The organism is Streptomyces misionensis (genome assembly GCF_900104815.1).
Taxonomy (GTDB): domain Bacteria; phylum Actinomycetota; class Actinomycetes; order Streptomycetales; family Streptomycetaceae; genus Streptomyces; species Streptomyces misionensis.
In genome coordinates this window covers 6767592-6786982 of record NZ_FNTD01000004.1, presented here as the reverse complement: position 1 = coordinate 6786982, position 19391 = coordinate 6767592, and the positions used below count along the sequence as shown (strand labels likewise).

The 19391-nt window shown below is 74.0% G+C and carries 19 protein-coding genes; 12 read left to right on the top strand and 7 right to left on the bottom strand.

The window, feature by feature from the left end:
- Window position 1: 1 nt before the first annotated feature.
- On the bottom strand, window positions 2–838 hold the full coding sequence (locus tag BLW85_RS32330; RefSeq protein WP_079172474.1) for a cobalt-precorrin-6A reductase: 837 nt from the start codon (window positions 836–838) through the stop codon (window positions 2–4).
- Window positions 839–899: 61 nt separating this feature from the next.
- On the opposite strand from BLW85_RS32330, the gene BLW85_RS32325 reads away from it, so the two are divergent.
- On the top strand, window positions 900–1742 hold the full coding sequence (locus BLW85_RS32325) for a TIGR01458 family HAD-type hydrolase (RefSeq protein ID WP_208624924.1): 843 nt from the start codon (window positions 900–902) through the stop codon (window positions 1740–1742).
- Here the strand turns inward: BLW85_RS32325 and BLW85_RS32320 are convergent.
- From BLW85_RS32320 to BLW85_RS32310, 3 genes are all read right to left on the bottom strand, one after another.
- A complete protein-coding gene (locus BLW85_RS32320) occupies window positions 1739–2518 on the bottom strand; it encodes a sulfite exporter TauE/SafE family protein (protein ID WP_074994582.1) in 780 nt (259 codons plus the stop codon). The two genes, BLW85_RS32325 and BLW85_RS32320, sit on opposite strands and share 4 nt — an antisense overlap.
- 65 nt (window positions 2519–2583) lie before the next feature.
- Complete coding sequence (locus BLW85_RS32315; RefSeq protein WP_074994579.1) at window positions 2584–4092, bottom strand: long-chain-fatty-acid--CoA ligase; 1509 nt, start codon at window positions 4090–4092, stop codon at window positions 2584–2586.
- 77 nt (window positions 4093–4169) lie between these two features.
- The gene (locus BLW85_RS32310) at window positions 4170–5357 is read right to left on the bottom strand and encodes a thiolase family protein (RefSeq protein WP_074994576.1); all 1188 of its coding nucleotides are present in this window, start codon (window positions 5355–5357) and stop codon (window positions 4170–4172) included.
- A 142-nt stretch (window positions 5358–5499) separates the two neighbouring features.
- On the opposite strand from BLW85_RS32310, the gene BLW85_RS32305 reads away from it, so the two are divergent.
- From BLW85_RS32305 to BLW85_RS32290, 4 genes are all read left to right on the top strand, one after another.
- The gene (locus tag BLW85_RS32305) at window positions 5500–6309 is read left to right on the top strand and encodes an alpha/beta hydrolase (RefSeq protein ID WP_070029611.1); all 810 of its coding nucleotides are present in this window, start codon (window positions 5500–5502) and stop codon (window positions 6307–6309) included.
- 105 nt (window positions 6310–6414) lie between these two features.
- Window positions 6415–6891, top strand: coding sequence for a Dps family protein (locus BLW85_RS32300; RefSeq protein WP_070029610.1), 477 nt, complete (start codon window positions 6415–6417; stop codon window positions 6889–6891).
- A 43-nt stretch (window positions 6892–6934) separates the two neighbouring features.
- Window positions 6935–7285 carry a DUF3140 domain-containing protein gene (locus BLW85_RS32295; protein ID WP_070029609.1) on the top strand — a complete coding sequence of 117 codons (351 nt, stop codon included), beginning with the start codon at window positions 6935–6937 and terminating at the stop codon, window positions 7283–7285.
- Window positions 7282–7929 carry an endonuclease gene (locus BLW85_RS32290; protein WP_074994573.1) on the top strand — a complete coding sequence of 216 codons (648 nt, stop codon included), beginning with the start codon at window positions 7282–7284 and terminating at the stop codon, window positions 7927–7929. The genes BLW85_RS32295 and BLW85_RS32290 overlap by 4 nt, the downstream gene beginning before the upstream one ends.
- 104 nt (window positions 7930–8033) lie before the next feature.
- On the opposite strand, the gene BLW85_RS32285 is transcribed toward BLW85_RS32290, so the two are convergent.
- On the bottom strand, window positions 8034–8888 hold the full coding sequence (locus BLW85_RS32285; RefSeq protein ID WP_070029732.1) for a Cof-type HAD-IIB family hydrolase: 855 nt from the start codon (window positions 8886–8888) through the stop codon (window positions 8034–8036).
- Between the two features lie 125 nt (window positions 8889–9013).
- On the opposite strand from BLW85_RS32285, the gene BLW85_RS32280 reads away from it, so the two are divergent.
- From BLW85_RS32280 to BLW85_RS32260, 5 genes are all read left to right on the top strand, one after another.
- Window positions 9014–9862: an SAM-dependent methyltransferase gene (locus BLW85_RS32280; RefSeq protein WP_107409220.1), complete on the top strand. Its 849-nt coding sequence runs from the start codon at window positions 9014–9016 to the stop codon at window positions 9860–9862.
- Between the two features lie 34 nt (window positions 9863–9896).
- Window positions 9897–11300 carry a type I glutamate--ammonia ligase gene (locus tag BLW85_RS32275; RefSeq protein ID WP_074994568.1) on the top strand — a complete coding sequence of 468 codons (1404 nt, stop codon included), beginning with the start codon at window positions 9897–9899 and terminating at the stop codon, window positions 11298–11300.
- A 2-nt stretch (window positions 11301–11302) separates the two neighbouring features.
- Window positions 11303–12481: an amidohydrolase family protein gene (locus BLW85_RS32270; protein WP_074994565.1), complete on the top strand. Its 1179-nt coding sequence runs from the start codon at window positions 11303–11305 to the stop codon at window positions 12479–12481.
- 16 nt (window positions 12482–12497) lie between these two features.
- Entirely contained in the window at window positions 12498–13025 is a 528-nt protein-coding gene (locus tag BLW85_RS32265; RefSeq protein ID WP_070029604.1) for an NUDIX hydrolase family protein, read from the top strand.
- 382 nt (window positions 13026–13407) lie between these two features.
- Complete coding sequence (locus BLW85_RS32260) at window positions 13408–14205, top strand: COG4705 family protein (protein ID WP_070029603.1); 798 nt, start codon at window positions 13408–13410, stop codon at window positions 14203–14205.
- Window positions 14206–14279: 74 nt separating this feature from the next.
- Here BLW85_RS32260 and BLW85_RS32255 read toward each other — a convergent pair whose 3' ends face one another.
- Entirely contained in the window at window positions 14280–14945 is a 666-nt protein-coding gene (locus BLW85_RS32255) for a chaplin (protein WP_074994563.1), read from the bottom strand.
- Between the two features lie 223 nt (window positions 14946–15168).
- Entirely contained in the window at window positions 15169–17145 is a 1977-nt protein-coding gene (locus tag BLW85_RS40805) for an FAD/NAD(P)-binding protein (RefSeq protein WP_074994561.1), read from the bottom strand.
- A 130-nt stretch (window positions 17146–17275) separates the two neighbouring features.
- On the opposite strand from BLW85_RS40805, the gene BLW85_RS32245 reads away from it, so the two are divergent.
- Together BLW85_RS32245 and BLW85_RS32240 are read left to right on the top strand one after the other, a co-directional pair.
- Window positions 17276–17584 (top strand): trypco2 family protein, encoded by a 309-nt coding sequence (locus BLW85_RS32245; protein ID WP_070029600.1) that lies wholly within the window; start codon window positions 17276–17278, stop codon window positions 17582–17584.
- A 130-nt stretch (window positions 17585–17714) separates the two neighbouring features.
- Window positions 17715–19199, top strand: a complete 1485-nt coding sequence (locus BLW85_RS32240) for a VMAP-C domain-containing protein (RefSeq protein WP_143060478.1) — start codon at window positions 17715–17717, stop codon at window positions 19197–19199.
- Window positions 19200–19391 lie beyond the last annotated feature (192 nt).

The following is a 19391-nucleotide window of genomic DNA, read 5'->3' as shown; positions in this document are numbered from 1 at the left end:
CTCACGCCTGGTCCACGCCCAGCCGGTGCAGCACGGCCGGTACGTCCGCGACCGCCGCCACGCCCGGCGGCAGCGGCGGGCGGCGTACGACGACCACCGGCAGGCCCAGTTCGCGTGCGGCCGTGAGCTTCGCGGCCGTGGCCTCGCCGCCGCTGTCCTTGGTGACCAGGACGTCGACGCGGTGGGTGCGCAGCAGGGCGCGTTCGCCGGTGAGGGTGAAGGGGCCGCGGGCCAGGAGCACTTCGGTGTCCGGGGGCAGCGGCGGGTCCGGTGGCTCCACCGAGCGCACCAGGAAATGGTGGCTCGTCAGGTGTGCGAAGGCGGCCAGGCCCAGGCGTCCGGTGGTGAGGAACACCCGGTCGCCCAGGCCGGGCAGTGCCTCGGCGGCCCCGGCCAGGGACGGGACGTCGTGCCAGCGGTCGCCGGGTACCGGTCGCCAGCCGGGGCGGCGCAGCACGACCGCCGGCACCCCGGTGGCCGCAGCCGCGCGGGCCGCGTGCGCGGTGATCGTCTCGGCGAAGGGGTGGGTGGCGTCGACCAGGGCGTCCACGTGGTGGGCCCGCAGCCAGTCGGCGAGTCCGTCGGCCCCGCCGAAGCCGCCGGTCCGCGTCCTTCCCGCCACCGCGTCCGGCCGGGTGGTCCGGCCGGCCAGGGAGGTCGTCACCCGGATCTTGGCGGGGTGCGCCACCAGCGCGGCCGCGAGCCGGCGGGCCTCCGCGGTGCCGCCGAGGACGAGGACGTGCCGGGGCCGCTCGCCCGGCGCGCAGGGCGGGGCCGGTGGTGGCGCGGCGGACCGGGCGGGCGGCCCGGGCCGCGGTTCGGTGGGCTGCGGGGACATGGGGGTGAGCCTACGAGGTGACGGGGGGCGGCCGGGCCGTCGGGCCGCTACCGTCGAAGGCATGCAGTCCGAGGAGTCCGTGCGGTCCGCCGGGGCCGGGGCCGGGTCCCTCGCCTCCGTGCGGGCCCTGCTGGTCGACATCGACGGTGTGCTCACCGTGTCCTGGCGGCCGCTGCCGGGCGCCGTGGCGGCGCTGCGCCGGGTCCGGGCGGCCGGGCCGGCGGTGGCCCTGGTCACCAATACGACGTCGCGGACCCGGGCGTCCATCGCCGGGACGCTGGCGCGGGCCGGGTTCGAGGTGGGCGAGCGGGACGTGCTCACCGCGCCGGCCGTGACCGCCGCGTATCTCGCCGAGCACTGGCCGGGCGCCCGCTGCCTGCTCCTCAACAGCGGGGACATCGCCGCGGATCTCGCGGGGGTCGACCTGGTGGAGGACGATCCCGAGGTGGTCGTACTCGGCGGAGCCGGCCCGGAGTTCGACTACACCGCGCTCAACCGGGCCTTCGGGCATCTCCAGCGCGGCGCCCGGCTGATCGCCATGCACCGCAATCTGTACTGGCGCACCGACGCCGGCCTCCAGCTCGACTCGGGAGCGTTCCTGCTCGGACTCGAACGGGCCGCCCGCGTCGAGGCCGAGGTCACGGGCAAGCCGTCGCGGGCCTTCTTCGAGGCGGCGCTGTCCCGGCTCGGCGTCCCGGCGCGGCACGCGCTGATGGTGGGCGACGACGTCGAGACGGACGTCCTCGCGGCGCAGCGGGCCGGGCTCACCGGGGTGCTGGTGCGGACCGGCAAGTTCCAGCCGGACGCGCTGGAGCAGGCGAGCGGCACCCCCGACCACGTCGTGGACTCCTTCGCGGACGTACCGGCGCTGCTGGGACTCTTAGGCGGCGTGAACGAGTCCTAGCCCACCAGCAGTTGCACCCCGCCGACGACCGTCGCCGCGATCACCAGCTGCTCGAAGAGCCGCTGGTTGATCCGGTGGACGGCCCATCTGCCGAACAGGGCGCCGGGCACGACGAAGGGCACGAGGGCGGCGTCGAGGAGCAGCGAGTGGCCGTCGATCAGGCCGAGTCCCGCGCTGAAGGGGACCTTGGAGACGTTGACGATCAGGAAGAAGAACGCCGAGGTGCCGAGGAAGCCCAGTTTCCGGAAGCCCGCGGAGAGGAGGTACAGCGACATCACGGGGCCGCCCGCGTTGGCGACCATCGTGGTGAACCCGCCGAGCACGCCGTAGGAGCGGGCCTTGAGCCGGCCGGAGCGGGTCGTCACCGCGTCCGGCTTCTGTTCCGCCGCGCCGCCCTCCCCGCGCCGCCGCCACAGCGTGACCCCGGCCATCAGCAGCAGGATCGCGCCGATCGAGGTCCGTACGATCCCGTCGTCGGCCCACAGCAGGAACACCGTGCCGACCACCACGCCGACGGCGACGGCCGGGAACAGCCGCCACAGGGTGGGCCAGTGGGCGTGCCGCCGGTAGGTGAGCACGGCGAGCACATCGCCGGCGATCAGGACGGGCAGCAGGATGCCGGTGGAGGCGCGGGCCGGCAGGATCGCGGCGAAGACGGCGAGGCTGACCGTGTTGGCCCCGCTCACCGCGGTCTTGGAGAAGCCGACGAGCAGGGCGGCGAGGGCCAGGGCGGCGAACTCCCAGCCGGATATGTGCCAGAGCGTCATCATGTTCATGCGGAGACCGATGCTAGGGCCACGCATCGGTCCCGCGTCGGTGGTTTCCGGCGGGGGCCGGTCGGTCAGTCCGTGAAGCGGGCCCGCAGTTCCCGCTTGAGGACCTTCATGCTGGGGCCGAGCGGCAGTTCGTCGGTGAACTCCACGCGCCGCGGGTACTTGTGGCGGCCGAGGTGCTCCTTGGACCACTCGGTGAGGGCGGCGGCGTCGGGGGCGCTGCCCGGCACCGGGACGACGACCGCGCAGACCTCCTCGCCGTGCAGTTCGTCGGGCAGGCCGATGACGGCGACCTGGGCGACGGCGGGGTGCCGTACCAGGACCTCCTCCACCTCGCGCGGGTAGACGTTGTAGCCGCCGCGGATGATGACGTCCTTCTTGCGGTCGACGATCCGGAGGAAGCCCTGCTCGTCCTTGGTGCCGAGGTCGCCGGTGCGGAACCAGCCGTCGACCAGGGCCTCTTGGGTGGCCTCCGGGCGGCCGAGGTAGCCGGAGAAGACGTTGTGGCCGCGGATGACGACCTCGCCCAGCTCGCCGGGCGGCAGCAGCTCGATGCGGCCCTCCACCTCGGCGCGCGCGATCTCCGCGTCGACGCCCCACAACGGGTGGCCGATGGTGCCGGCCTTGGTGCCGAACACCGGCTGGTTGACGGTGGCGGTCGGCGAGGTCTCCGACAGCCCGTACCCCTCGTAGATCCGCGCGCCGAACGCGGCCTCGAACCGCTCCAGTACGGCGACGGGCAGCGAGGCCCCGCCGGAGATGCACACGCGCAGTTCGGGCAGCACGTCGGCGTCGGCCGCGGCGCCCGCGAGCGCGACGAACATGGTGGGCACGCCGTGGAAGGTGTTGACGTCCTCCTTCACCATCAGTTCGATGGCGCGGGCCGCGTCGAAGCGGGGCAGCAGCACCAGCGTGGCGCCCGCCCGCCAGGTGGAGTTGAGCGAGACGGTCTGGCCGAAGGCGTGGAACAGGGGCAGCGCGCCGAGGGCGATGTCGTCGGACCGGATGTCGTTGGCGTCGAAGGCGCACACGGTCGCGTTCATCACCAGGTTGAAGTGGCTGAGCACCGCTCCCTTGGGCACGCCGGTGGTGCCGCTGGTGTAGAGGATCACGGCCGGGTCGTCGGCGGCCCGGGTGGCGTACGAGGCCGGCGGTTCGGCCTCGGCGGCGAGCCGGTCGAACTCCTCGCCCAGGGTGACCACCCGGACGCCGACGGCGTCGGCGGCGGCGCGTCCGGTCCCGGCCTGCGCCGGGTGGACGAGGAGCAGCGAGGCCCCGCTGTCCTTCAGGACGTGCTCGACCTCGCCGGCCGACAGCAGCAGGTGCACGGGGACGACGACACCGCCGGCCGCGGCGATCGCGTAGTAGGCGAGCGGGAACTCGGCGGTGTTGGGTGCCATGAGGGCGACCCGGTTGCCCGGCCGTATGCCGAGGCCGGTGAGCGCACCCGCCTGGGCCAGCGCCGCCTGCCAGGCCGCGCCGAAGCTCAGCCGCCGGTCCCCTTCCACGAGGGCGGTCTTGGCGGGGCGGCGCCTGGCGTTCTCGGCCAGGATGGCGGCGACGGACAGGGTTGCCATGGGGTGCTGCTCCGTTCCTTGCTGCGGCCCGGGAGGGCCGACGGTGGTACCAATCCCTTGACGGGAAGCGTGGAAAGCTAGTCCCTCTCGACCAGCATCGCGGTGCCCTGCCCCACGCCCACGCACATGGTGGCGAGCCCGCGCCGTGCGCCGGTGCGGCGCATGCGGTGCAGCAGGGTGGTCAGGATGCGGGCGCCCGAGCAGCCGAGGGGGTGGCCGAGGGCGATGGCGCCGCCGGTCGGGTTGACCAGGCCGGGGTCGATGCCGAGCTGGTCGACGCAGGCGAGGGCCTGGGCGGCGAACGCCTCGTTGAACTCGGCCTCCTCGAGGTCGCCGATCTCCCAGCCGGTCCGGGCGAGCGCCTTGCGGGTGGCGGGGACCGGGCCGAGACCCATCACGTCGGGGTGGACGCCCGCGGAGGCGCCGGCGACGTAGCGGCCGAGGGACTCCAGACCCAGCTCGGCCAGGGCCTCCTCGCTGACCAGCAGCAGACCGGCGGCACCGTCGTTCATCGGGGAGGCGTTGCCCGCGGTGACCGTGCCGCCCGCACGGAAGACCGGCTTGAGGCGGGACAGCTTCTCCAGCGAGGTGTCCTCACGGACGCACTCGTCCTGCTCGACGACCACACCGTCGGGCCGTTCGACAGGCAGGAGTTCGTCGTCGAAGTGGCCGTTCTTCCGGGCGGCGGCGGCGAGTTGGTGGCTGCGCAGCGCGAACTCGTCCTGCCGGGCGCGGGAGATGCCGTGCCGCTCGGCGACCTCCTCGGCGGTCTCCCCCATGGCGAGCAGTCCGTGCAGCTCCTTCATGGCGGGGTTGACCAGGCGCCAGCCGAGCCGGGTGTCGAAGGTCTCGATGCGCTGCGGCAGGGCCTCGTCGGGGCGCGGCAGCACGAAGGGGGCGCGGCTCATCGACTCGGAGCCGCCGGCGATCACGATGTCGGCCTCGCCCGCGGCGATGGTGCGGGCGGCGGCGGTGACGGCCTCCAGGCCGGAGGCGCACAGCCGGTTGACGGTGGCGCCGGGCACGGACTCGGGCAGCCCGGCGAGCAGGACGGCCATCCGGGCGACGTTGCGGTTGTCCTCGCCCGCCTGGTTGGCCGCGCCCCAGTAGACGTCGTCGATGCGGGCGGGGTCGAGCGCGGGCACCTCGGCGACCAGGTGACGGATCACGGTCGCGGCGAGGTCGTCGGGACGCACCGACGACAGGGCTCCGCGCAGCTTGCCGATGGGGGTGCGGCGGGCGGCCGCGAAGTGGACGGGACGCACGGGTTCGACTCCTGACCTACGACGCTGTGGATCAGCACGACCGGGACAACGCTTAATTAGCACTGCTAGTTTTGGACTATAGACCCAGGGACGGCCCCCTGGGAAGATCCTCCGGAGAGCTACCGAGGCCGCAGGAGGAGAGATGCCCCACGTCCGCGCGCACACCCTCGACGGCACCCGTGGGGAGCTGGCCGTCCGCGAGTGGCCCCACCCCGCGCCCCGCTTCCTCGCCCTGCTGGCGCACGGGTACGGGGAGCACGCGGGCCGCTACGACCCGCTCGCGGCGGTGCTCACCGGACACGGAGCCGCCGTGTACGCGCCCGACCACATGGGGCACGGCCGGTCGGCCGGCGAGCGGGTGCTGATCGAGGACTTCGAGGACGTGGTCACCGATCTGCACGCGGTGGCCGAGCTGGCCGAGTCCGCCCATCCGGGGCTGCCGCTGGTCCTGGTTGGCCACTCCATGGGCGGGCTGATCGCGGCCCGCTACGCCCAGCGGTACGGCGCGCGGCTGCGCGCGCTGATCCTGTCCGGGCCGGTGATCGGCGCCTGGGAGCTGCCGGGGCGGCTGCTGGCGCTGCCGGAGATCCCGGACACCCCGGTCAGCCCGTCCGCGCTCTCCCGCGACCCGGCGGTGGGCGCCGCGTACGCCGCCGATCCACTGGTCTGGCACGGCCCGATGAAGCGGCCCACCCTCCAGGCGTTCGTCCAGGCCCTGGACGCCGTCGCCGAGGCCGGTGCCGTGCCCGGACTGCCGCTGCTGTGGCTGCACGGGGACGACGACCGGCTGGTGCCGCTGCCCGGCAGCCGGACTGGCGTCGAGCGGCTCAGCGGCGGCGATCTGACCGAGCGGATCTTCCCCGGGGCGCGGCACGAGGTGTTCCACGAGACGGTGAAGGACGAGGCCTTCGCCGAGACCGTCCGCTTCCTGGACCGGGTACTGCCCCGCTGAGCTGGGCTGTTTGCGCGCGCCGACGCTGGGCACCCGCCCTTTCGGACGAGATCGTACGGAGGATTCGAAAGCCGTACGACGCTGACGAAAGGGGACGCAGGCACCATGACCGTGGTGAAGAGCACGCTGTCCGAGAAGGCGCTCGGGGTCACCGGGGCCGCGCTCCAGGACACGCTGGTCGATCTGCTCGGCCTGTCGCTGGTCGGGAAGCAGGCGCACTGGAACATCGTCGGCCCCCGGTTCCGCTCGATCCACCTCCAGCTGGACGAGGTGGTCGCGACGGCGCGCACCCACTCCGACACGGTCGCCGAGCGCGCCGCCGCGCTGGGCGTGCCGCCGGACGGCCGGCCCGAGACGATCGCGGCCACGTTCGCGCTGCCCGGCGCGAAGGAGGGCTGGCTGCGCGACACCGAGGTGGTCGAGCTGATGGTGTCGGCGCTGGAGGCGGCCATCGGCCGGCTGCGCGAGCGGATCGCGGCGACCGAGGAGGCGGACCCGGTGACCCAGGACCTGCTGATCGGCATCACCGCCGATCTGGAGAAGGAGCGCTGGATGTTCGAGGCGGAGAACCACCCGCGCTGACGGATCTCGCCACCGACAGTTCTCGTACGGAAGGGGAGCCCCAATGGCCGACGCCCTGGAGACCGAGGCGCTGTGGGAGGATTTCCACCGCGTGGTCAACATGACCTCGGCGGAACTCGCGGCCTGGCTCAGGGTCCGGGACGCCGAGGTGGCGGCGGAGCCGCTGCCCGACCAGGCCGGCACCGAGACCGGGCGGCATGTCCTCGCGATCCTCCAGAAGCGCCGCACCGACCTCACCGAGGACGACGTCCGGGTGATGTACGAGGTCGTCGACACCGTCGGCGACCTGGTGGACATGGAGAACGAGCCGGAGCCCGAGCGGGCGCCGGAGGACACCCGCCGCAGGCACCGGTTGATGACGCTGGGCCACGATCCGCTGAAGCCGGGGCCGTGAACCGCGACGAGCGGGTGGTGCGGGAGCTGGTGTCCGCGTACGGGCGGACCTACGCCGAGGAGGCGGGCATCCGGCTCGCGGACACCCCGCAGCCGCTGTACCGGCTGCTGGTGCTGTCGCTCCTGCTCAGCGCCAGGATCCGGGCCTCGGTGGCGGTGGCCGCCGCCCGCGCCCTGCACGAGGACCGGCTCGACAGTCCGCGCCGGATGGCCGACGCGGACTGGCAGCAGCGGGTCGACGCGCTGGGCCGGGGCGGCTACCGGCGCTACGACGAGCGCACGGCGACCCAGCTGGGGGACGGCGCCGAGCAGCTGGACGAGCGCTGGGGCGGCGATCTGCGCCGGCTGCACGAGGAGGCGCACGGCGACACCGGGAAGCTGAAGCGGCTCCTCCAGGAGGAGCCCGGCATCGGCCCGGCCGGCGCGGACATCTTCCTGCGCGAGGCCCAGCGCGTCTGGCGGGAGCTGGGCCCGTACCTGGACGGCAAGGCCCTCTCCGGCGCCGAACGCCTCGGTCTGCCGAAGGACCCCGCCAAGCTGACGAAACTGGCGGGAGACACCGAACCCGCCGTCCTCGCCGCCGCGTTGGTACGGGCGGCGCTCGACAAGGGCGTGGCGGAGGACTGCCTGCAACGGGCGTCGTGACCACGCCCCGCGGCCGCCGCGATCACGGCCGCCGCCTACGCCTCGACCCGGTCGCCTCCCGTATCGACGCGCACCCCCCTCGACGCCGGCGGACGCGCCGCCGCTTACAGCCCCAGCACCCGGGCGATCGTCCGCAGCACCCCGTTGTCGTTGTTCGACGGCGCCAGGTGGCGGGCCCGGCGGATGACCTCCGGGTGGGCGTTGGACATGGCGAAGGACCAGTCGGCGGCGTCGAGCATCTCGAGGTCGTTGAGGTAGTCGCCGAAGACCATGGTCTGGGCCGGGGTGATGCCGAGGGCGCGCTGGAGCCCCCGCAGGGCGGTGCCCTTGTTCGCGGTGCGGTTCATCACGTCCACCCAGTGCTCGCCGGAGACGACGACCTGGTGGGTGTCGGCGAACGGGGCGAGCGCGGGGGCGGTGGAGCGTTCGGCGGAGCCGAAGTCGAAGACGGCGACCTTGATGAAGTCGTCGTCCACCGCGGTGACGTCGTCGACGACGCGGTGCTCGACGTAGTAGCGGCGCACCTGTGCCAGGAACGCCTCGTCGGTCCGCTCCACGTACGCGGCCCGCTTGCCGCAGACGACGGCGCCCGCGTCGCCGCCGTCCGCGCCGAGCCGCCGTACCGCCCGGGCGACCCCGGCCGCGACGGAGCGGTCCAGGGGGTCCGAGCTCAGCTCGGCGCCGTCGCGCACGACATAGGTGCCGTTCTCCGCGATGAACACCATGCCGTCGGCGACGTCCTCGAACTGCCGTACGAGCGTGGCGTACTGGCGCCCGCTCGCCGGGCTGAACAGCACCCCGCGCCGGCGCAGCTCGGCGAGCATCGGCCACAGGCCGTCCGGTATCCGTTTGGCGTCGTCCAGCAGGGTCCCGTCCATGTCGGTGACGACGAGGCGGATGTCCACGGGACCGGCGGGCAGACCGGGGATGTCGAGGAGGGGCGTGGGCGTGACGGGCATGGCCTGCTTCCGGGCGGGGGTCAGGGTACCCACCCAGTGTCCCCCATGGGGCGGAACGTCCTCCGGCTGCCCCGAACCGCCGACCGTGCGCGGATCCCGGGACAGGGCGATCACCAAACGGCACAATGACGGCGGGCCATCCGCACGGGAGAGGGGCGAGTGACGTGACCGACGGTGACGCCGTGACGGCCGGACCGGCGAGGCTGGACACCTCCGTGGCGCACAACGCCCGGGTGTGGAACTACTGGATCGGCGGCAAGGACCACTACGAGGTGGACCAGCGGGTCGGCGACCAGGTCGCCGGGATGTTCCCGGTGATCCGGGAAGTGGCCCGCGCGGACCGGGAGTTCCTGGCGCGGGCGGTGCGCTTCGTCACCGCCGAGCAGGGCGTGCGGCAGTTCCTGGACGTGGGCACCGGCCTGCCCACCGTGGAGAACACCCACGAGATCGCGCAGCGCATCGCCCCCGAGGCGCGGGTGGTGTACGTCGACAACGATCCGATCGTGCTGGTGCACGCCCGCTCGCTGCTGACCAGCTCCCCCGAGGGCGTCACGGACTACGTGGACGCCGATGTGCACGACCCGGACGCCATCCTCCGGCGCGCCGCCGACACCCTGGACCTGGACCGGCCGGTCGCGCTGATGATGCTGGGCATCCTGAACTTCGTCCTGGACGCCGACGAGGCCCGGGACATCGTGCGGCGGCTGATGGCGGCGCTGCCCTCCGGCAGCCATCTGGTGCTCACCCACCCCACCACCGACCCCGGGGCGGGCGGCGAGGGCAACGCCGCCGCGATGGAGTTCTGGAACGCCCACGCCACCCCGCCGATCACCGCCCGCGGCCGCGCCGAGATCGCCTCCTTCCTGGACGGCCTCGACGTGGTGGAACCGGGCCTGGTGCCCTGCTCCCAGTGGCGCGCCGGCCCGGGCGCCGAAGCCGTGCCGCAGCTCGGCGCGGTCGCCGTGAAACCCTGACGCGCCTGACGGGCCGAGCCCGCGGAGGAGACGCATGACCACGCTTGCCGACCCCGTGCCCGGCGGGCGCCCCGCCGATCTGTGCCGGGTCGCCCCGCTCACCGCCGCCCTCACCGCCCAGGGGGTGCGCGGCATCGTCCTGGCCTATGTGGACACGGCCGGCGTCACCCGGGTGAAGACGATCCCGACGGCCCGGCTGGAGGCCGCCGTCTCCTGGGGCGTCGGGATGTCCCCGGTGTTCGACACCTTCCTCGCCGACGACTCGGTCGTCACCACCGACGTCCTCGGCTCCCCCGACGGCGACCTGCGGCTCTACCCGGACCTCGACCACCTGGTGGTGCTGGCCGGACAGCCCGGCTGGGCGTGGGCGCCGGTGGACCGGATCACCCAGGAGGGCGACCGGCACCCCGGCTGCGCCCGCACCTTCCTGCGCCGTACCGTCGCGGAGGCGGCCGAGCGGCACGGGCTCGGCTTCAAGGCGGCGATCGAGGTCGAGTGGGCGCTCGGGCTCGGCTCGGCGCCCGCCGGGGAGTTCGTGCCGGCGGTGTCCGGACCGGCGTACGGCGCGATCCGGCAGGTGGAACTGAGCGACTGCCTCGCCGACCTGCTGGCCGCGCTCGCCGCCCAGGGCGTGGACGTCGACCAGGTCCACCCCGAGTACGCGGCCGGGCAGTTCGAGCTGTCCACGGGCGCGCTGGACCCGGTGGCGGCGGCCGACCGCAGCCTGCTGGTGCGGCAGACGATCCGGGCGGTGGCCGGGCGGCACGGCCTGCGGGTGTCGTTCTCCCCGGCGGTCCTCGCCGGGAGCGTCGGCAACGGCGGCCATGTGCACCTGTCCTGCTGGCGCGACGGGGTGAACCTGCACGCGGGCGGCGAGGGCCGGTACGGCCTGACGCCCGACGCGGAGTCCTTCGCGGCCGGCGTCCTCGCCCGGCTGCCCGCGCTGACGGCGGTCACCGCGCCCAGCCCGGCCAGCTATCTGCGGCTGCGCCCCTCCCAGTGGGCGGGGGTGTTCACGGCGTGGGGCCGCGAGACCCGGGAGGCGGCGCTGCGCCTGGTCACCGGCACCACGGGCCGCCGGCACCAGGACGCCAACCTGGAGGTGAAGCCGGTCGACCTGGCCGCCAACCCGCATCTGGCGCTCGGCTGTCTGCTCGCCGCCGGACTCGACGGACTCGCGGCCGGTCTGCGGCTCCCCGAGGAGATCACCGGCGACCCGGCCCGCTACGGCGCGGACGAGGCGGCGGCGCTCGGGGTGCGGCGGCTGCCCGCGTCGCTGCCCGAGGCGGTGCGGGAGTTCCGCGGCGACGAGGTGCTGCGGGCCGCGCTCGGACCGGTCCTCGCGGACGCGGTGAGCGCCGTGCGGCTCGGCGAGGCGGCGGCCGTCGAGGGCCTGGACGACGCTCAGGTGGCGGCGGCCTACCGCTGGACGTACTGAGCATGGCGCCCACCGGGCCGGTCCACGAGGCGCTGGCCGAGCTGGAGCTGGTGGACCACCACTGCCACGGCGCGGTGACCGCCGACCTCGCCTTCCACGAGTTCGAGTCCCTGCTCACCGAGGGCGCGGCCTGGCCCGGCGTCTCGCCCTTCGACAGCCCGGTGGGCATCGCCGTACGACGGCACTCGGCACCCCTGCTGGACCTCCCCCGGCACGCGCCGCCGGACGCCTACGTGGCCCGGCGCACGGCGCTCGGCGGGCAGGAGGTGAACCGGCGGTTCCTGTCCGCCGCGGGCGTCGGGACGTTCTGCGTGGACACCGGCTACGCCCCGCACCCCGTCACCTCCCCCGCCGAACTGGCCCGCGCGGCGGGCGCGGTGGCGTGCGAGGTGGTTCGGCTGGAGCAGCTCGCGGAGGCGGTGGCCGCGCGGGGCGTGGAGGCCGGCGAGTACGCGGCCGCCCTCCGCGCGGCGGCCGAGGCGGCGGTGCGGCGGCCGGGAGTGGTGGCGGTGAAGTCGGTCGCCGCCTACCGCACCGGGTTCGCCCTCGATCCCCGGCGGCCCGCGGACGCGGAGGTGACCGTCGCCGCCGGCCGCTGGCTCGCCGCCGGCGGTGGCCGGCTGGCGGACCCGGTCCTGGTCCGTCACCTGCTGTGGACCGCCGTCGACCTGGGTCTGCCCCTGCAACTGCACACCGGGTTCGGCGACGCGGACGTACGGCTGCACCGGGCGGACCCCGCGCTGCTCACCGACTGGCTGCACCGCGTCGCCGGCACCATCCCCGTCCTGCTGCTTCACTGCTGGCCGTACCAGCGTCAAGCCGCTTACCTGGCCGCGGTGTTCGAGCGGGTGTACCTGGACGTGGGGCTGGCCCTGCACCACACCGGTCCGGCGCGGGCCCGGGCGGTGCTGGAAGAGGCCCTGGAGATCACCCCGTTCCGCAAACTGCTGTACAGCTCCGACGCGTACGGGCTGGCCGAATTCCACCACCTGGGCGCCCTCTGCTTCCGCCTGGGCCTAGCCGAGTTGCTGCAAAGCCGGGTGGACGCCGACGAGTTGACCCTGCCAGACGCCCTGCGGATCGCGACCTGGACGGGCCGCGACAACGCCCGCAGGATCTATGGACCACCCGTGTCCGAACCGGTCCGCGATCCCCGCGGCCGCCCCACCCGGAAAGTATGATCAAGCAATGTCTGACATGACCGAGACCACACCCGGCTGGCTGACCACGGACGAGCTGGAGATGGCCAGGGCCCGGATGCCGATCCTGTATGTCGAGGCCGTGCCCGTACGGGTGGACGACAGCGGCGAAGTCACCAGCATCGGGCTGCTGTTGCGCATCGGCCCGGACGGTACGGTCAGCCGGACCCTGGTCTCCGGGCGGGTGCTGCACCACGAGCGGGTCCGTGACGCGCTGCTGCGCCATCTGGAGAAGGACCTCGGCCCGGTGGCCCTGCCCCGGGTGCCCGCCTCGCTCCAGCCGTTCACGGTCGCCGAGTACTTCCCGACGGCCGGTATCACGCCGTACCACGACCCGCGTCAGCACGCGGTGTCCCTCGCCTACGTGGTCCCCGTCACCGGTGACTGCCGTCCGCGTCAGGACGCCCTGGACCTGGTGTGGTTCAGCCCCCAGGAGGCCGCGTCGGCCGCCGTGCAGAACGAGATGCCGGGCGGCCACGGCGTACTGCTGAAGCAGGCCCTGGCCCACGTGGGCCTGGCCTTCTGACACCACCGGTGCCGGACCGCCCACCCGGTCCGGCACCGGCTCCCCGTGCGCGCGAGGTTTCTGCAAGGCGCCGGCCAGACCTCGGTCCGCCGACCGGGGCAGAGTTGCGCACGGTTCCGGGCGCCCCTGATCACGCTGCCGCACCACGCCGACCGCGCTGCGCCCGGCTCGGCATCTGTCTGCCGCCGCCGGCCTCCCGGACCTCCGACGGCTGAACCGACGATCTTCACCCGGCTCACACCCCTCTGACCAGGGGTTTCGGTGACGCTTTCAGGTTGCGTTCAGGTTCGCGGGGCGCTCGGGCAACGGCTGCACCAGAAGCCCCAAAACAATGGCAAAGGGGGCTGGGGGGCGGGCGGGCGCGCGTGCGAAGGTGCGGGGCATGAGCACAGAGCACGTCCTCGACCGGCGGCCCGCCGGGCACGCACGCGCGCGCATACGCGAGAGCGCGAGCAAAGTGCCGGAGGTCACCGTCTACTTCTGGATCGTCAAGGTCCTCACCACCGGCATGGGCGAGACCGCCTCCGACCTCCTGGCACGGGTGCTGGGCCCGATCCCCGCGGTCGGTCTCGGCGGCGTCGCCTTCGTCGCCGCGCTCGTGCTCCAGTTCGCCGTCCGCCGCTACGTGGCCTGGATCTACTGGACGGCCATCGTCATGGTCAGCGTGTTCGGCACCATGGCCGCGGACGTGCTCCACGTGGGCCTCGGCGTGCCGTACACCCTGTCCACTCCGCTCTTCCTCGTCGCCCTGGCCGCCGTCTTCGCGCTCTGGTACGCCACCGAGCGGACCCTGTCGATCCACACCGTGCGCACCCGTCGCCGCGAGTGCTTCTACTGGGCGGCCGTGCTCGCCACCTTCGCCCTGGGCACCGCGGCCGGTGACCTCACGGCGAGCATCGGACTGCGGTACCTGGGGTCGGTGGTCCTGTTCGCGGTGGCCATCTGCGTCCCGGCCGTCGCCCACCGCGGTGGGGTGCTCGGCGCGGTGGCGGCCTTCTGGACCGCGTACGTCATCACCCGCCCGCTGGGCGCCTCGCTCGCGGACTGGATGGCCCTGCCGACGGGCCGCGGCGGCCTCGGCTGGGGGCTGGGCCCGGTCACCCTGTCGTGGACCGTGGCGATCGTCGCGTTCGTGGCGTTCCTCGCGGTGTCCCGCCGGGACAGCCGGGCCGCGCTCTGATCTTTCCCGACGACGGACGGGAAGGCCCCGTGGGACGTGTCCCACGGGGCCTTCCCGTTGTGCGGTGGTGCGGATCAGCGCGACGCGCCGGGGCGGAAGCGCCGGTACAGGGCCGCGCCGCCGATCAGGGAGGCGGCGCCGGTGACGGCGGCCGTGAGGGTGCCGTCGGCGCCGGTCTGGGCGAGCGCGCCCGTCGGCTGGTGCACGGCCACGGACGGCGCGGGCTCCGGCACCGAGGGCGCCTGGGGGCGGGCCGGGGGCTTGGAGTGCACCGGCGGAGTGCTCCGCGGGGGTGTGACGGGCGGGGTGGAGTGGGTGCTCGACGTGTTCTCGGAGTGGTTCCCGAAGACGGGGTTGCCGATCCCCACCACGTCCACGGTGTTGCCGCTGACGTTGACCGGCAGGTCGACCGGCAACTGGATGCCGTTGCCGGAGACGACACCCGGCGAGCCCTTCTCCACTCCGGCGGCCGTGGCTCCGCCCCCCGTCGTGGAACCGCCCTCGTGGCCCTTGGTGGCGGTGCCGCCCTTGTTGGCGCAGCTGTTGCCCATCGCGGGGTTGAGGAGCCCCACCACGTTCACGGTGTTCCCGCACACGTTCACCGGGACGTGCACCGGAAGCTGGATCCCGTTGCCGGAGATCAGCCCGGGCGAGCCGACCGCGGCCCCGTCCGCTGTGGAGTCGGCGTACGCCGTCCCGGCCAGAGCCATCGCGCCCGAGGCGGCCGCGAGGGCGATCACACCGTTTCGGGTAACCCGTTTCATAGGTTCCCTGCCTTCCAGACTTGATCGCGGGCGCTCGCCCGCGTGAAGGTAAACGCAGGGAAAAACAGGTGAGTTATGGCTTGTCAATCTTTCGGCCGGTATATGCCACGATCGCTGGCCGGTATGTGACGTCCGGCCGAGGGTGGAGCCGCGCCCGGCGCCCCTTGCGAGGCGCCCGCGGAACGTGTGCCGCGGCCCCTCAGAACAGCCCCCGTTCGGTGAGCAGGGCGTGCACCGCGTCCGCCGACTCGGCGGGGGTCCGCCAGTGGGACTCCAGCCGCAGTTCCGGGCAGTCCGGCGGCTCGTACGGGTCGTCGGCCAGGCCGGTCACGCCCGCCGCGCCGGCCGGTGCGCCCGCCGCCCGCCGGGTGTGGGGACTTCCGGCCTCCCGGGCGGCGGGGGCCGCCACGGGCGCGGCGACGTGGACCTCCAGGAACGGGACGCGGGCGAGGTCGTGACGCAGCCGGACGCCGTCCCGTGCGCCGCGACCGGGCGCGCGGTCCGGCACCAGGACGATGACGCCGTTGCGCGCGAGCACCTCCGCGACCATGCCGACCCGCCGTACACGCGCATCCCGGTCCTCGCGAACGGAGGCGGGTCCCGCCGGGAGGCCCGCGCCGATCTCGTCACCGTCCAGGACCTCCACCCGGTGGCCCTCGGCCCGTATGCGCGCGGCCAGTTCGGCGGCGATGCCGCTCGTACCCGCGCCGGGCAGCCCGGTCAGCCACACCGTGGCCCCCGGCCGGGCGGGCACCGGCACCGGACGGGCGCGCTCGGCACGCGCGATCGCACGTGTGGCCGTCGAACGGGACTTCAGCAACGTCCGCGCCAACGCGGCTGCCTGCTCCCGGATTTCGGGTACGGCGGTGCTCTCCCAGAGGTCGCCGCGCCGGTGCGCGCCCAGCGTCCACAGCGGCACGACGGCTCCGTCCCGGGCCCGCAGCCGCCCCTCGGCGGTGGTGGCGAGCCCGATCCCGAGCGGGCCGGGCAGGGCCAACCCGGAGGAGACCAGGCAGCTCAGCAGGGGGTCACGGGACTCGACGACCCGCAGGCCCTGGCCGGTGCAGTCCACCACCCAGCCCGCGCCGAGTTCCCGGGAGCCGGTGACCGTCACGGTGAGCACGTCGCCGTCCCGCCGGGCCGCCGTGACCTCGCCCGTGTGCAGGCGCAGCCGCCCGGCGGTGCGCAGCCGGGTGACGGTCTCGGCCGTCTCGGGCGCCATCCGGTGCCGGTGGATCTCCCAGAGGTGGCGGTGGCTGCGCAGGAACTCCGCCCGCTCCTCGTCGTCGAGTCCGGCCCACAGCCGGGAGACCAGCGGGCGCAGGCCGTCGAACGCCGGCCGCCAGTCGCCCAGTTCGTCCGTCACGCGCCGGATGTGCCGCAGCACGGCCGGGCGCAGCTGGCACAGCGGCAGCCCCGTCAGCGGCTCGGCCGGGGCCATCGGCGGCAGGGGGACGAGGGCGTGGCGCCGGGGCAGTCTTCCGTGCCGGGACAGGGCGTGCACGGTGCGTCCCGGGCGGTCCAGCGCGAGGGCGACGTCCACGGCGGTCAGGCCCGCGCCGACCAGCAGGACCTCCCGGCCGTCCGCGAGCGGTCCGTCGAGCGCGCCGGGCGCCCAGGGGTCGGTCACGAACCGTCCGGACTCCCGCAGCTCTGCGGGCGCCCAGGATGCCCGGCCGGCCAGTGGGCCGGTGGCGATCACCACGGCGTCGGCGGTCAGCCAGGCCCCGTCGGACAGCCGTACCCGCGCCCGTCCCCCGTGCACCGAGCAGGCCACGGCACGGGCGGACCGGCGCCGGAAGGCGAGCGGGCCGCGGGCGCGTTCGACGCGGGCGGCGAGAGTGGCGAGGAGGTAGTCGCCGTAGTGGCGGCGGGGCGCGAAGGTCCGCCCGGTCGCGGTGGGCATCCGCTCGCGGACCAGCCAGCGGACGAAGTGGTCGGGCCGGTCGGGCAGGCAACTCATGCCGCCGGCCGGCACGTTGAGCAGGTGACGCGGGTTCGCGGTGGAGAACGCCACGCCCGCGGCGTCCCGCGGACCGGGGTCGACCAGCGTGAGTTCCACCGGCGCGCGGGTCCGTGCGGCCTCCTCGGCGACATGGACGGCGGTCAGGATCCCGGAGGCGCCCGCCCCGACCACGACCAGCTTCAGAGGCTCACGTCCGTGCGCGTCGACCATTCGTACCTCCGCGGGGTTGTCCACCGAATCGGTGGATTATAGGGCGAGCGATCACGGCGGGACGGCGCGCCGCCGCACACGGTGCCGTTTCGGCCTGCGCGCACCACCGGCACGCCGATAGGATCGCCGTGTGATCGAACTCGCTGAAATGATCCGGGAGTTGAGCCAGCAACTGGACGCCGCCCTGACCCAGGGACCGACCGGTGCGGTGCGGTTCGAGCTCGGACCGGTGGAGATCGAGGCGGACGTCGTGGTGGGCCGCAAGGGCGGGGCGAGCGGCAAGGTGCGCTTCTGGGTGGTCGAGGCCGGGGCCGACGGCCGGTTGGAGACCTCGCGCACCCAGCGGATCCGCCTCACCCTGCACCCGAAACTGGTCACTCCGGACGGGACACAGATAAAGGTGCTGATCTCCGGGGAGGAAGACGAGGGGGAGCGCTGACCGGACCGCCGGGGCGGCGCGTTCGCCGTGCGCCCCCGACACCCTGACGTGGCGGGAGCAGTGGCCGTACGCTGGTCGGCACCGTCACCGGGTACGGACTGGCGGCTGGTGGCGATCGGAGGTCACGGGGGTGGAAGGACGGAACCCCGCGCGGGTTCGCAACGAATTGGTGGCCGGTGTCGTCGACGTGCTCCAGGAATCGGCCACCCTGCGGCACCCGGCCAGTGCCGATCTGCTGGTGACCATGCTGAGCCAGGAACTGGGCACGCCCGTCGAGCCGTTGGGGAACGGGACGCTGCGCCCCTATCTGCTGCGCCTCGTGGAGAGCTGCGCGGGGGTCCCCGACGGACTGCCCTGCCTGGTGCGCTGCCTCGGTTATGTGGAGCAGCAGTCCGTCACCGTGCTGGCGCTGCGCCGCCTGGTGGACGAGTGGGAGGCGGTCGACTTCTTCGACGGCGCCGATCTGCACCCGCTGCGCCCGGACCTGATGGAACTGCGCTCCGCGGCCACGCTGGCGGCGATGGCGCGCCGGGCCAGCCGCTCGCGCACCCAGGAGCTGCCCCCCTGGTGCGACACCGGCTGGGCGGTGTTCTTACGCCTGGCCGGCGGCAATTCGGCGGCGCGGGAGCTGCCCGTGAGCATGGCGTTCCTGTCGCTGGCCGCCGACCAGCTGGTCGAGGACGGACAGCGGGAGGCCGCCGAGCGGCTGCGCCGCTGGAACCGCGCCCAGGCCCGCGTCTGGAATCTCGAGGACCAGATGGCCGAGTGGCGGCTCGGGGCCGTCGCCGAGCCGCAGACCACGCCGATGCCGGCCTATCTGATGATCCAGTTCGAGCCGGACGGGGTGGATCCCGACCGGTACTACCTCTCCCACTGGCGGCAGTCGGACGCCGAGGGCTGGCACCCCATTCCCGGACAGACGCTGCACCTGCACCGCGACGAACTGCCGGCCAAGGTGGACACGCTCATCGAGCAGACCGAGGAACGCTGGTCGGATCTGCGGCAACCCGTCGTACTCGAATTCATCCTTCCGTGGGAATTGCTGGGAGAGCCGGTCGAGTGGTGGCACAAGGAGGCGGACTCCGGCTCGCCCACTCCGCTGGTGATGGACTACACGGTCCTCGTCCGCAGTTTCGAACGCCTGCGCAAGGCCGCGTGGCACCGCCCCTGGCACAACAAGTGGCGCCAGTACAAGGAGCGTCCGGCGGACACCCACTCGTACTGGAACCGCCCGGGCCACTCCCACTTCCATCTGGAACGGGAGCTGAAGGAGGACGAGCAGGCCGTCTGCCTGGTGCTCAGCGAGCCGCCGGGCACGGACTCCGGGGCCGGCCGGCAGGAGTACCTGGCGGCCCTGCGCGCGGGCGTGCCGGCCATGATCTGGCACCGCGGCGACTGCTCCGACCCGGCCTTCAAGGAAGCGGTGGCCGACATCGTGCAGGACCGGGGACTGTCCGGGCTGCTGGAGCGGACCGGACGTTGGCGCAAGGAGGCACTGGCCATGGGGCCGGAGGGGTGGGACAACCATGTGGGACGCCATCTGGCGATCCTGTTCGACGATCCCGAGCGCAAGCCCGAGCCGCCGGGTCCCGCCCACGCGCCGGTGAAGCCGTGACGCGGCCGGCCGGGCCCCGGCGGCCTTCGACCGTCCGCGCGTCGTGAGTGGGGGTGCCCGACATGCACCAGCGTGAATCCACCGGCCCCGGTCCCTTCCGCGTCCGCCTTCCTGCTCCCGCCGTGCCGTGGCGTGCACCGCGCGCGAGCCTCCATGCGTCCTTGCTTCGGGGGTGCCCGCGCTGCGAGGCTT